Origin of the sequence: Mesorhizobium sp. M0633 (assembly GCF_040320645.1) — a bacterium.
Lineage (GTDB): Bacteria > Pseudomonadota > Alphaproteobacteria > Rhizobiales > Rhizobiaceae > Mesorhizobium.
On the sequence record NZ_JAMYQC010000002.1, the window covers coordinates 113,636 to 126,505 of the forward strand.

The window sequence follows — 12,870 nt, forward strand, 5'->3', positions numbered from 1 at the left end:
TCAGCTCCGATCGGTTCGCTGCAGCTTGCGCGGCAAGGGTGACGTGCCACCATCGAGCGGCCTGCCCGGATATGCTCCCGCCGCGAGCCATCCGGCATTGCCCACGTCGATGCCTGCCGGGATGGCGCCGCGGCCCTTTCGAGCAACATAGGGGAAGTGGCGTTTGAGGCTGTTGAGCGGCTTCTCGAAAAGCAGCCACGAGACCGAGGCCAGCATGAGCGTCGCAGTTCCCGCGACCAGGAACCGTCCCGGCCCTTGTTCCGAGACGTTGAGCGGGATCCACGGCTGCGATTTGACGACCAACGCCAGCACTATCGGATGGTAGAGATAGACGCCGTAGCTGATGCGGCCAAGGCCAAGCAGCGGCGGCAGTTCGAGAAGTTTTCCGATATAGCCGCCAACCCCTGTCGAACAGCTTGCAACGATGACCACCAGCGGTACGAGAGGCAGTATCTGCAACAGCAGCCAGAGGCCCCATTCCTGCACCGGATTTGCCGGCGCCGGCGCAAACCACTGCAGAACGAAAAACGCCACAGCGAGCCCCGGCCAGCCATTTCGAAGCCATTGCGGCAAGCCGGCTGTTCTTGACCGGTAGGCGGCAAGCAGCGCGCCTGACGCCAATGCGTCCATCGACGCCGGCGGCAGCAGGTCGCGTGCCAAACCCGGCGTTCCAGCGATCGGCCAATAAAACCGATAGGCCAGCGACAGCACGATAACGCCGATGCAGATCGATTCGAGGCGCCGGCGCGGCGCCAGCAGGACGATCAGCGGCCAGACGATATAGAACTGCTCCTCGATGCTCAGGCTCCAGAAATGGCAGAGCAGCCAGGGCGTCCATTCATTCTGCGCCGCGTACCAGAAATTCGACAGATAGAACGCATGCCAGACCAGTGATCCTCTAGACTGCTCCAGGTCCACCAACCAGACGAAACCCAGCACGGCGAAATAGGGCGGGAATATCCGCAGCGCCCGCCTGATATAGAAGGATCTCAGCGCCGGTCCGGCTTCGAATTCGGCGGCCGAGCGGGCTTCGAGCAGCAGGCGGGTGATCAGAAAGCCGCTCAGCCCGAAGAACAGACGCACGCCGATATGGCCCCAGAACGAGGACCCTCCAGCCGCGAAGAAATGGGAGTACAGCACCATCGTCACGGCGATGGCCCTCAGCGCGTCCAATTGGGTGTCGCGCGCATTTCCCATTAGTGACGTACGCCGGCGGGACGGCGAAACTGCCAATCGGTCAATATAGCGGCTTCGTTCACGGCGCATTCCAATCGGAAGCGCCCCCCTTGCGCAGAATAGGACCACCATTGTGCAACGCAACACAAAAAGTTGACACATTTGAAACAGGAACGTGAGGCACGGCTAATAAAAGCCAAAAACAGCAGGAACCAGCCCGAATTGTCCATTTTTGACGATTTTCTCGCACTCCCTTGGCCCGCCGATATCGGCGGCAGGGTGCTGCGATGCAGCATGTTCGCCGCCATCACGGGCGCGCAAGATCTGGGTCTGGACACAGATGCCCCCACAGGACCGGCCGGCAACCGACGCTCGGCGACCTTTTTGCTGCGCTGGCGCGGCCTGCTGTTAACGCGACAACAGTGGGAGCAAGCGCAAGCTTCCCGCCTCCGAGTTACGCCTCCTTGCTGGCATTCGCGAGCACCACTGCGCGACGCTCCGGGAGCCCCAATCCGACGAGCGCGCCGGCGAGCGAGAGCAGAGCGGAGACGTCGATTGCCGAGGTGAAGCCATCGCTGAACGCGTCGGTGGACGAGAAGCTTCCAGTGCCGGCGAACACCGCACCGGCGATCGCGATCCCGGATACGCCACCGAGGAAGCGGAATGTGTTGAACGTGCCGGCAGCCTTGCCGACCTCCGGCCGGGCGACCGCATTGAGAACCGCGTTCTGCGCGGCAGGCATGGCCATCGACACGCCGGCACCGGTAATGATCAGCGGGGCGACTAGCTGGATATAGGGCAGATCAGGTGCTGCGATCTGCGCCAGCCAGGCCATTCCAGCCGCTTGCAGGATCAATCCGGCCACGACAAGCCAGCGCTCGCCAACGCGGTTGATCAGGCTGCCGGCGATCGGTGCGACCACGAAAAGCGTGGCGGTCCAAGGCAGCAATCCCATGCCGGCGCCGAGCGGCCCACGGCTCTGGGCAAACTGCAGAAACTGCGGCAACAGGAACACGAGCCCGTACATGGCGGCGCAGAGCAGGAAGTTCGCCCCTACGCCCGAGGAGAATGCGCGCGCCTGAAAGAACCGCAAAGGCAGCATGGGCTCACGGGTACGCAGCTGCCAAAGGACGAATGCGATGGCCAGAAGCAGCCCGGCCGTCAGCGCCGACAGCACTTCAGAGCTGCTCCAGCCCACGATGTTGCCGCGCATCAGGCCCCAGACCACTCCGAATGCCGCCGCAGTTACCAGCACGACGCCGAGGACATCGATTGCCGTGCCCGGCCCGTAACTCTCCGGAATCCGACGCATCACCAGCGGGATGAGAACGATTCCGACCGGGACATTGAGCCAGAAGATCCAGTGCCAGGAGAGCCCTTCGGAAATCGCACCGCCCGCCATCGGGCCGATGATCAGAGCCAGGCCGGTGATGCTGCTGAAGATACCCAGCGCCTTGCCTCGCTCCTCCGGGGGAAAAGCGACGCTCAGCAGCGCCATGGCCAGCGGCATGACCATTGCGGCACCTGCGCCCTGGACCGCACGGGCCGCAATCAGCAATCCGGCATTGCCAGCGAGCGCGCAGGCAACCGACGCTGCGACGAACAACGCCAATCCGGCAACGAGCGTACGGCGGCGGCCGAACCGGTCACCGAGCGCAGCCCCGGTCATGAGCAGGACGGCAAAACTCAAATTATAGGCGTTCATCGTCCATTGCAGCGTCTCCAGCGAGGCATCGAGCTCGACCCGCATCGTGCTCAATGCGGTCGCCACAACCATCGCATCGAGAACGACCATCAAGGAGCCTATCGACGTGAGGGCGAGAACCCAGACCTTCGTTGATCCCGCACTTTGCTTGCTCATGACTATGGCGCCTCCGGCTTGAACAAAGGGCTAGCCAAGTTCACGAGCCCATGATCCAGAGACGCGTAGGGATCATGAAAGGATTCCAGCTAGAGAAAGTTTTTTCGACCGAATCCTTTTGCCATCGTCGAGCGTCTATAGGACGCTGCGCCCGATGGCGGGCGCCTCTGCCTGGGAGATACGCATGAAATCGACCCTTGTGCGATGACCGGATCCGCAATCGGCACGCCAGAAGGACGGGAGCCATTTGACCGGCTGCTCGGCGAATTACGGCCGAAACTGCACCGTTATTGCGCCCGCATGACCGGTTCGGTGATCGATGCCGAGGATGTCGTCCAGGAAGCTACGGTCAAGGCGCTCGAGGCGTTCCCCGGGACCGGGCCGATAGCCAATGTCGAGGGCTGGCTGTTTCGCATCGCGCACAATGCCGCGCTCGACCACCTACGCCGTCGCGCCAGGGTGGATGCCGCGCATATCGTTGAGGATATCGATATGATCCCTGACCCCGGTATGTCGGCCGAGGGTCGACACACCGCAGCCGCAAGCCTGCAGACCTTCATGCGCCTGCCCGCGACGCAGCGTAGCAGCGTCATCCTCATGGATGTGCTCGGCTATACGATCGAAGAGATCGGCAACATTATCGACAGCAGCGTTCCGGCGGTGAAAGCCGCACTGCATCGCGGCCGTTTGCGCCTGCGCCAGGTCGCCGGCGAGCCTCACGATCGGCCTGTGCCGGTGTTGGCCGAGGCCGAACGGGCGCGTCTGGCAGCCTATGTAGAGCGGTTCAACGCCCGCGACTTCGATGCGATCCGCGACATGCTGGCCGAGGACGTCCGGCTTGACCTCGTCAACCGGCTCCGGGCGAGTGGCCGCACGAAAGTGGGCCGGTACTTCCATAATTACGCGGGTATCCACATTGGCGGCTGCTTCCAGGCCTGGTGGATCGGCAGCCAGCCATTCTGGTGATCGATCCGGACGACTCGGCCAGAGGGCTAAAATATTTCATCCTGCTGGAATGGGCCGGCGACAGACTGGCGAGAATTCGCGATTTCCGCTATGCGCGCTACACGCTTGATGGCGCCGAGGTGGTGCCTCTGCTTGCATAGCAATTCGCGTTTCATAATGCCGAACACTGCCAGCTATTTTTGGATCGCGGCCGCTTGCCATCCAAGCGGCCGCCCTTTTCCGCCGATCCTGCTTTAAGCCGGTTGCAACTCCCTGCGCGGCAGCGGCGGGAAGGCGATCGCAATCGCCATCGCGCCAAGCCCGACAAGGGCCGAGCCGATGAACAGCCAGGAATAGCTGGCATAGGCATCGAACACCATGCCGCCGGCGAGCGGGCCGAAAGCCATGCCGAGGCTGGACAGCATGGTTACGGCACCGAACACCGTGCCGAGGATGCGCTGGCCGAAATATTCCCGCGCCAGCACCGCATAGAGCGGCATGACGCCGCCATAGGTGGCGCCGAAGATGACGGCGAGCGTGTAGAATTGACCAAGCTCGCTGACCGCCAGATAGGCGGCGATGACCACGGCCTGTATGGCCAGCCCGGTGATCAGCACCGGCTTGACGCCCAACCGATCGGCAAGCACGCCGTAAAGCAGCCGGCCACCCAGCCCTGCCAGGCCCTCGATACTGTAGATGCTGACCGCCGCCATCGGCGCTATGCCGCACAGCATCGCATAGCTCACCATGTGGAAGATCGGCCCGGAATGCGCCGCGCAGCAGGCAAAGAAGGTCAGTCCCAACACGATGAATTGCGGCGAGCGCAGCGCCTGCGGAACCGTCATGCCGGCACCCTCGGCGGCAACGCTTGGGGTAGCGCTGTCGGCAGCGGGTTGGGGCGGCTGGCGCACCAGAAGCGCGGCCGGCAGTAGCAGCACCCACGCGGTTATGCCGATGTCGAACATCGCGGTGCGCCAGTCGTAGGCCGAAATCAGCCAGCGGGCGAACGGCGAGATGGTCATTGGCGCCACGCCCATGCCGGCCGAGACCAGCGAGACGGCGAGGCTGCGGTTCGTGTCGAACCAGGCGGAGGTCAGCGCGATCATCGGCGCGAAGAAGGCGCTTGCCGCGAGGCCGACGAGCACGCCGTAGGCCAACTGGAAAACGAGTAGCGAACCGGTGCGGCTGGCCAGGACCAGCGCCAGGCCGAGCAGCACGGCGCCGGTCATGACGACGATGCGGGCGCCGAAGCGGTCGTAAATGGCGCCCCAGGCGAAGCCGCCGAGACCCATTACCAGGAAGTTCAGCGTCATCGCACTCGATATGCCGGCGCGCGACCATTGTGTGTCGAGCGCCATCGGTTCGAGGAAGATCGCCAGCGAGAACATCGCCCCGAGGGCAACACAGGTCATCAGTGCGCCAGCCGCGACGATAACCCAACGATAGGGAAGGCTCATTTCACTTTTCTCCCATGTCGGAAGCGTTGATACGGCACGACCTTTTCGAGCTTCGCCGAGCCGCTTGCGTCCGAAGGACGTTGGAGATGTCTTGAATCCGACAATCCGGTTGCATTTTTTATCCAGTCGGCGCGATGGCGCCATTCCACGGCTTTCTGGATTGACCGCGCACCATTCGAAGCTAGATTTCCAATCGGCGATCAGGAGCTGTCAAGCATGGCAAATCAGGAACTTCATCGCGGCCGTCTCATCGACCACCTCCAGCTGGTGGTCAGGGATCTCAAGGCCAGCCGCCGTTTCTACGAGGCGGTTCTCAACGTGCTCGGCATCCCGATCGGTGGCGCCGGCAATGATTATTTCTGGGCCGACGAGCTGTTCATCTCCAGCCCCGACAGCCCGGCGGCCCTGGGAAAGCTGACCGGCCGCCACCACCTGGCCTTCCAGGCAAAGGACCGTGCGATGGTCGATGCCTTCTACAGGGCCGGGCTTGAGGCCGGCGGCACCGACAATGGTGCGCCGGGCGAACGATCCTACCATCCCGGCTATTACGCCGCCTTCCTGCTCGACCCCGACGGCAACAACATCGAGGCCGTCCACCACGGCCCGGCCAGCCGCAGCGCCGATTCAGTGAAGATCACCTTCTAGCTTCCGGTAAAGGTGGTTCGCACCGGCCGGCACGGTTGGTCTCTGCCAAACCTGGGTGCTTGCGTCAGACCGCGTCTGCCCTATCGCGTCAGTGCCGCCATTTGGCCCACCAGGAAATTGACGAACAGTCGCGCCCGGACCGGCAGCTGTCGCCCGTAGGCATGGACGATGTGCACCGGCATGGTCGGCATCGCCACCTCGGGCAGGATGCGGACCAGGCGACCCGTGTCGAGATCGTTCTGCACGGCAAACCGCATCAGATGCGCGATGCCGGCGCCGGCAAGTGCCGCATTGCGGATGGCGCCGCCGTCGTCGGTGTCTAACCGCCCATCCGGCACGATCATCGTACCGTCGGCAAACGTGACCGGATAAGGCCGGCCAGCCATCTGGTGGCGGACGAATTCATGGTCCCGTAAATCCTCGACCGATGCCGGACGGCCGCGCCGCTCGACATAGGCTGGTGAGGCCACCAGCATGATCGGCAGATTGGCGATCTTGCGCGCGACGAGCCCAGTGTCTGAGAGCGGCCCCATGCGCACCGCAACGTCATAGCCTTCGCGGATCAGGTCGGCGTGGCGGTCGGTGACGCTGAGCTCGACCTTCACTTCGCCATGCTGCGCAAGGAACGCTTGCGCCCATGCCGCGATCAGGCCGCGACCGAGTTCGACCGGCGCTGTAACGCGCAGCAGGCCGCGCGCCGTATCGGCCATCTGGACGATGTCTTCGGCATCGTCCAGCGCCCTTAGCAGTGGCGCCACGCGCTCGTAGTAGGCGAGGCCTTCGCTGGTGAGCCCGAGCCGACGCGTCGAGCGCTGGATCAGCCTGACGCCGAGCCGGCGCTCGAGCCGCGCCACGCTTTTCGACACCGCCGACGGGCTGGAGCCGACCAGCCGGCTGGCGGCATGGAACGAGCCGGCATCGACCGTGCGGACGAAGGCGACGAGACCGGCGGTCTTTTCGAGGATGGTGGTCATTCCGGAATTCCAGGCACGAAAGAACGGATTGTGGGCACCATAATACGCGTTTCGATCATGATTAAATACCGCTCATCGTCAACAAAGGAGAGATTTGATGAGCAAGCTGAACGGCAAGGTCGCCATCGTCACCGGCGCCTCCAAGGGTATCGGCGCCGCCATCGCCAAGAGTCTTGCCACGGCCGGCGCCGCAGTGGTCGTCAACTACGCCTCGTCACGGGAAGGCGCCGACCGCGTCGTCGCCGAGATCGAGGACCGTGGCGGCCGCGCCGTCGCCGTCCAGGGCGACGTGTCGCAAGCGGCTGATGTGCGCCGCCTGTTCGAGGCGGCGAAATTGGAGTTTGGCGGGCTCGACATACTGGTCAACAATGCCGGAGTCTTCGCATTCGAGCCGCTGGAAGCGATTACCGAGGCCGAGTTTCACCGCGAGTTCGACACCAATGTGTTGGGCATCATTCTGACCACGCAAGCAGCAGTGAACCATTTTGGCGCGGGCGGCGGCAGCATCATCAACATAAGCTCGGTCGCCAGCCGCAATCCGCAGCCGAACTCGCTCGTCTACGCCGCGACCAAAGGTGCGGTGGACACGATCACGCTGTCGATGTCGCGGGAGCTCGGCGCACGCAACATCCGCGTCAACGCCATCGCGCCCGGCGGCATCGATACCGAGGGCCTCGCGCGCATCGGCATCATCGGCAGCGAATTCGAGAAGCAGATTATAGCCATGACGCCGCTCGGTCGCTTCGGCCTCCCGACGACGTCGCCCGCGTCGCGGTGTTCCTCGCCTCCGACGAAGCGTCCTGGCTGACCGGCGAGCGCATCACCGCCTCCGGTGGCTGGCGATAGGCATGGAGGGCGCGAACCTGCCGGCTCGCGGACCGTGCTACCCGCGGCGCGACGCACTGCAATCGATGACGAGAGCGATCTAAGCCCTATGTAGCAGCGAGGGAGGAGCGCCGTGCGCCATCGATGACGGCGAGATGCCAGGGAGGTAACGGATGACGGGCGACGAAAAAGCAATCCGAAAGCTGGTCGAGACGTGGATGGATGCGAGCAAGCGTGGAGACATCGCGACCGTCCTCAGCTTGATGACGGACGACGCGATCTTCATGGTTCCCGGCCGGGAACCCTTCGACAAGGCGATCTTCGCGGCAGCCGCGCGGGAGACGGCCGGCGTTCATATCGACGGCACGAGCGATATCGTGGAACTACAGCTTCTCGGCAATTGGGCCTTCATCCGCAGCCGCATCGACATGACCGCGACCCCGCCGAATGGCGAGCCGGTCCATCGATCGGGATATGCGCTGACGCTCCTGCGCAAGGAGGCGGATGGTGAGTGGCGGCTCGCGCGCGATGCGAACCTGCTGACCCTGCAAGGCTAGAGCCGGTCTCCGGCATCGCTGCACCTGAAGGCGCGCCAGGGGGAGCGATTAGATGGCGAAGATGCGATGCAGGTCGCCCTGAACAGCGTTCCCCTCCTCTACCCGATCACACCGGCAAAAGGGCGTTCGGCTTGACATCGGCGATGGAGGCGAAGGTGTGCGTTTCGCGCACGCCGGGCAGCGGCAGGATGACCCGCTGCAGGAAATCCTGGAACACCGCCATATCGGCGATCCGCGCCTTGACCAGATAATCGAAACCGCCAACCACCATATGGCACTCCAGAACCTCCGGAGCTTTCGCCACGGCTTCGGCAAAGCGGTCAAAGACGTGCGGCGCCGTGTGGTCAAGCCGGACCTCGATGAACACCAGCGTTCCCCGGCCGACCTTGCGCGGATCGAGCATGGCCCTGACCGCGGTGATGAACCCGTCGCGGAACAGGCGCTTCACCCGCTGGCTGGTTCCGGTCGGCGACAACCCGACGCGCCCGGCAAGATCAAGCGTCGTCCGACGGCCGTCTTCCTGGAGCAGCCTGAGCAGGCTGCGGTCTATCTGGTCGAGATCCTCCATTCCACAATCCACGCTATCTCAGAGATTTTTGTGCTTATTTCACGCAGAGATGCCAAAAACAACGTATTTCATCACATAAAACGTCGCAATAACCTGCGCTTCCCTCTCTCACCTAAGCAAACGCGGTGAGCCGATTTCGACGACCACAGGAGTGCAGGATGACCAAACAAGCGTTCAGCCCAGCCGGCAGGAGTGCGGCGGAAATCAGCAAGGGAACGACCGAGATCCTGGTGCTGAGCGAAGCCGACGTGATGGCATGCATCGACCTCAGCCAGCTTCTCGATGTTCTGGAAGACGGCTTCAAGGCGCTGTCACAAGGCAAGGTCGTCAATCCACCCCGACCACAACTCGACATCCCCGGGGCCGGCTACAGCCTCGCCATGCCGGCCTGGATGGAGGGCATGAACCTGACCGTCAAGATCGTCAATGTCTTCGAAGGCAACCTGGCAATCGGCCTGCCCAGCCACCTCGCCACCATCAGCCTGTTCGATCCGCTGTCCGGCCTGCCGGTCTGCATCATGGACGGCACCTTCATAACCGCGGCGCGAACCTCCGGCTCCGCCGTGCTGTCGGTGCGCGCGCTTGCGCGCCGGGATGCCAGGATAGCGACAGTGGTCGGCGCCGGCGTGCAGGCCAACCAGCACCTGCATCTGTTGCCGCTGGTGCGCGATTTTGCCGAAATCCGTGTCGCTTCGAAGAGCTTCGACGATGCGGCAGCACTTGCCCGGCTGCATCCGTCGGTGGTGGCGGTCGCCGACCTCGAGACGGCAGTGCGCAGTTCCGACGTGGTGTGCCTGGCGACCCACTCCTACCAGCCGGTGATCGACGCAGGCTGGGTCCAGCCGGGCACGCATGTCTCCTCGGTCGGGGTGGCGCCGCCCGGCGGTGAAATGCCGATCGAGCTCATCGGCAGATCCAGTCTTTTTGTCGAAACCAAGGATGCATTCAAACCGACCCCGGTCGGATCTTGCGAGCTTGCCGGCTTCGACCCGGATTTCGGCACCGAGCTTGGCGCCATGCTGCTCGACCGCGCGCCGGGCCGCGTTTCGGATCAACAGATCACCACCTACAAGGCGATGGGCATTGCGATGGAAGACATGGTCGCCGCCGACCTCGTCTATCGTTGCGCCCGGCGTTTGCGCAAGGGAAAGCTCATCGTGCTGTAGGCGCGTACCGCGCGCCATGCGGGATCGACGGTGCTGACAATGGCGCTTTCGCGCAAGCGGCCGGGCTAAAGGCCGGCCCCTCAGGCCGGCTCGCGCTTCAGCGCCTGCGCCATGCAGTGAATGCCGCCGCCGGTCTTCGAGATCTCGCTCATGTCGATGGCCGCCACCTCGAAGCCGCGCGCCTTGAGCTGACCGATCAGCGTCTGGCTCGAGGTCGGCGCGATTACCCGATCCTTGCCCAGCGACATGAAGTTGCAGCCGAGCGCCATGGTATCCTGGAACGGCACGTCGATGATTTCGTGGCCCTTGCCCTTCAGCCAATCGACGATGCCCGGCTCCGTGCAGGCGAGGCAGACGGCGGTCAGTTTTTCAGCGATCGGCACCACCATCAGGTCGATATGGACATAATATTCGTCGATGAAGGCGATGCGGGTCTCCCAGCCATCCTTGTCGAACCAGGCCTGCACTTGGCGCGCGCCCTCCTCCTGCGTGCGGGCGCCACCGCAGCCGATCAGCACGACGCCGTCCTCGATGACGTTGAAGTCGCCGCCCTCGAACGTGCCCGCGGTGACCATGTCGTAGATCGGGATGCCGAGCTTCTCATAGGTGCGGATCGCCGCGTAGTTCTCGCCGCGCCGCCACCACTGGGCCATGGCGGTGATGATGGCGCCATACGGCGTCATGACGCTGGAATCGCGCGAGTAGACCTGCATCGGCAGTTCCGGCGTCGGCTCGTGCCAGTGGATGTTGACACCGAAATGCTCATAGGCGGCGACCAGATCCTTGTGCTGCGCTTGCGCGATCTGGACGTTGCATGGCGCTTCGCGCAGATGCTTGCGCGACAGCGAGCTGGTCGAGAGATGGCGCAGGAAATTCGGCGAGCCGAGCAGCACGTCGGTCAGAACATCGGTTTCGTTGGCGAAACCCCAGGCGGTCAGCGGCTTGGTGCCGCCGGCCGGGTTGCGGCGCTGCAGCGAAAACGGCTCGGTGACGATGCGGTCATGGACGGTCATGGGGTTTCTCCTCGTGAAGGGCGGCTTGGTTGATCATGCGGCTTGGTTGCTTGGTATCCACCAATCCCGCCCGCGCGGGGTGGTGATGTATTCCGGCCAGCGAAATCCAATCGGCGGATCGTAGTCGCAGAGCGGCGCGATCCAGTTCGAGCCGCCGATGCCGCCGCCGGTGCGGGTGACGAATTCATCCATCGCCGCGTCGCGCGCAGCCTCGTCTTCCAACAGGCGAAGTGCTGCCAGCGCGACCGTCTTTGCGGCGCAGATGACCATCGGGTCGATGGTGGCAGAAATGCCGCCCAGCGCATTCATCGCCCAGGACGGAAACGCGTGGCCGTTCTCGGATCGCAGCGCCGGCCGGGCGACGTAGAATCGTGCCGTCGGTGTATGCCACGACATGTCGGTGTAATCGTCGGAGGTGGAATTGAGCTGCCAAGGCGGCAGGTCGTGGCGCAGTAGCGTCTCGGCCGCCTGTGGTGCAATCAGCCGCTCCAGTTCGTCGATGAATGGTTCCTCGGTCGCCTCGCCCCCGGCATTGACCTGGATTTCGCGGGCGATCGCCTTGGCCGTCTCGTCCCAGCACGGCGGCCCGACCGCCGCCAGCGCGTCGAAGGCAATGCCGGCCATTGCGTGGTTGGCAAGCCCCGGCCGCGACTTCGACACCCAGTGCCGCTCATAGCGGCAGCCGCTCATCCTGGCTGCGGCTTCCGCATTGCGGTCGAGCATGGCGGTGACCTGCTCCGCCATGGCAAGCGTCGGCACGCGGATCATGTACTGGATCTCAGCCAGCCCGGCCGGCAGATTGTCGGCGGTCGCCTGGCCCGCCGTCAGGATCGCCTCGCTGATCGACCAGCCGCCCTGGTGCGGCAGCATGGAATCGCGCAGCGCCTTGGACGCCATATACATCATCATGAGCGCGTCGTTGGCGCCGGGCGCCCTGACTGCCGAATGCGCCTGCGGGATGGGTGCTGCATCGCTTGCGCGAACCCAATTTTCGGGTTCGTCGCACACAAAGCGGTAGATCATCGCATAGGCCGCACCGCAATGCGTGTCCCAGCGCGCCGTGTTGCACAGCGGCAGCATGTAAAAAGGATGGAAGGAGATCATGCCCGCCAGCCCATCGTAATAGCCCTTCGCGGCATGGATCGGCTTCGATCCCCTCACCTTCTCCGCCGGCTCGCCGGTGAAGCGCAGCGTGCCTGATATGCCGTGGCGCTGCATCGCAACCTTGGTCGCCAGCAGCCCGCCGAGGCTGGCAATGCCGAGGCCGGAATGCGGATCGGTGTGGCCGCCGGCCTGTTCGCCCAGCCCCGGGCGCGGTCGCTTCACCGTCGCCGCATCCTGGCAATTGCCAGGTACCGCGTCGTACTCGGCATACATGCCGATCGTCGGGCCGGTCCCGTTGGTCCAGTGGGCGCAGAAGGCGGTCGGCATGCCGCCCGATCCTTCCTCGACCGAAAACCCTTCGTGCTTCAACTGCTCCACATACCAGGCCGCCGACTGGTATTCGCGCCAGGCGGTCTCGCCGAAATCGAAGATGGTCCGCGTCCACGCCGACAGCGACGGCTGGATGTCGTCCAGACAGGCAAGCGCGGTCGCTTGCGCCGAGGTCACCGGTTTCTCCATGGCGGAAAGAAAGCAGTGAAGCGCCACGCCAAAAAGTGATATGTTTTCCCGGCTCATGCA

Annotated in this window: 12 protein-coding genes and 1 pseudogene; 6 read left to right on the forward strand and 7 right to left on the reverse strand. The window is 63.9% G+C overall.

Annotated features, from left to right (window positions below):
• Both NKI47_RS02490 and NKI47_RS02495 read right to left on the reverse strand, forming a co-directional pair.
• A complete protein-coding gene (locus tag NKI47_RS02490) occupies positions 1–1,197 on the reverse strand; it encodes an acyltransferase family protein (protein ID WP_352587153.1) in 1,197 nt (398 codons plus the stop codon).
• 433 nt (positions 1,198–1,630) lie between these two features.
• Positions 1,631–3,037, reverse strand: coding sequence for a DHA2 family efflux MFS transporter permease subunit (locus NKI47_RS02495; RefSeq protein WP_352587156.1), 1,407 nt, complete (start codon positions 3,035–3,037; stop codon positions 1,631–1,633).
• 204 nt (positions 3,038–3,241) lie between these two features.
• Here NKI47_RS02495 and NKI47_RS02500 point away from each other — a divergent pair, with 204 nt between their 5' ends.
• Positions 3,242–4,003, forward strand: a complete 762-nt coding sequence (locus tag NKI47_RS02500) for an RNA polymerase sigma factor (RefSeq protein ID WP_352587159.1) — start codon at positions 3,242–3,244, stop codon at positions 4,001–4,003.
• A complete protein-coding gene (locus NKI47_RS02505; RefSeq protein WP_352587162.1) occupies positions 4,000–4,143 on the forward strand; it encodes a hypothetical protein in 144 nt (47 codons plus the stop codon). Before NKI47_RS02500 ends, NKI47_RS02505 begins: the two co-directional genes overlap by 4 nt.
• Positions 4,144–4,236: 93 nt before the next feature.
• On the opposite strand, the gene NKI47_RS02510 is transcribed toward NKI47_RS02505, so the two are convergent.
• On the reverse strand, positions 4,237–5,439 hold the full coding sequence (locus NKI47_RS02510; protein ID WP_352569124.1) for an MFS transporter: 1,203 nt from the start codon (positions 5,437–5,439) through the stop codon (positions 4,237–4,239).
• A gap of 216 nt (positions 5,440–5,655) precedes the next feature.
• Here NKI47_RS02510 and NKI47_RS02515 point away from each other — a divergent pair, with 216 nt between their 5' ends.
• Complete coding sequence (locus NKI47_RS02515; protein WP_023677279.1) at positions 5,656–6,084, forward strand: VOC family protein; 429 nt, start codon at positions 5,656–5,658, stop codon at positions 6,082–6,084.
• An 80-nt stretch (positions 6,085–6,164) separates the two neighbouring features.
• Here NKI47_RS02515 and NKI47_RS02520 read toward each other — a convergent pair whose 3' ends face one another.
• Positions 6,165–7,058, reverse strand: a complete 894-nt coding sequence (locus NKI47_RS02520; RefSeq protein WP_352569123.1) for a LysR family transcriptional regulator — start codon at positions 7,056–7,058, stop codon at positions 6,165–6,167.
• Between the two features lie 160 nt (positions 7,059–7,218).
• Between NKI47_RS02520 and NKI47_RS02525 the strand changes: the two are divergent.
• Together NKI47_RS02525 and NKI47_RS02530 are read left to right on the forward strand one after the other, a co-directional pair.
• Positions 7,219–7,904, forward strand: a pseudogene (locus NKI47_RS02525) (SDR family NAD(P)-dependent oxidoreductase).
• A 152-nt stretch (positions 7,905–8,056) separates the two neighbouring features.
• A complete protein-coding gene (locus NKI47_RS02530) occupies positions 8,057–8,440 on the forward strand; it encodes a YybH family protein (protein WP_352587166.1) in 384 nt (127 codons plus the stop codon).
• 106 nt (positions 8,441–8,546) lie between these two features.
• Here NKI47_RS02530 and NKI47_RS02535 read toward each other — a convergent pair whose 3' ends face one another.
• On the reverse strand, positions 8,547–9,008 hold the full coding sequence (locus tag NKI47_RS02535) for an Lrp/AsnC family transcriptional regulator (RefSeq protein ID WP_352587169.1): 462 nt from the start codon (positions 9,006–9,008) through the stop codon (positions 8,547–8,549).
• A 158-nt stretch (positions 9,009–9,166) separates the two neighbouring features.
• On the opposite strand from NKI47_RS02535, the gene NKI47_RS02540 reads away from it, so the two are divergent.
• Positions 9,167–10,174 (forward strand): ornithine cyclodeaminase family protein, encoded by a 1,008-nt coding sequence (locus NKI47_RS02540; RefSeq protein WP_352587172.1) that lies wholly within the window; start codon positions 9,167–9,169, stop codon positions 10,172–10,174.
• An 80-nt stretch (positions 10,175–10,254) separates the two neighbouring features.
• On the opposite strand, the gene NKI47_RS02545 is transcribed toward NKI47_RS02540, so the two are convergent.
• Both NKI47_RS02545 and NKI47_RS02550 read right to left on the reverse strand, forming a co-directional pair.
• Positions 10,255–11,187 (reverse strand): dimethylarginine dimethylaminohydrolase family protein, encoded by a 933-nt coding sequence (locus NKI47_RS02545; RefSeq protein WP_352455436.1) that lies wholly within the window; start codon positions 11,185–11,187, stop codon positions 10,255–10,257.
• Positions 11,188–11,220: 33 nt separating this feature from the next.
• Positions 11,221–12,810, reverse strand: a complete 1,590-nt coding sequence (locus NKI47_RS02550; RefSeq protein ID WP_352587514.1) for a zinc-binding metallopeptidase family protein — start codon at positions 12,808–12,810, stop codon at positions 11,221–11,223.
• Between the last annotated feature and the right edge of the window lie 60 nt (positions 12,811–12,870).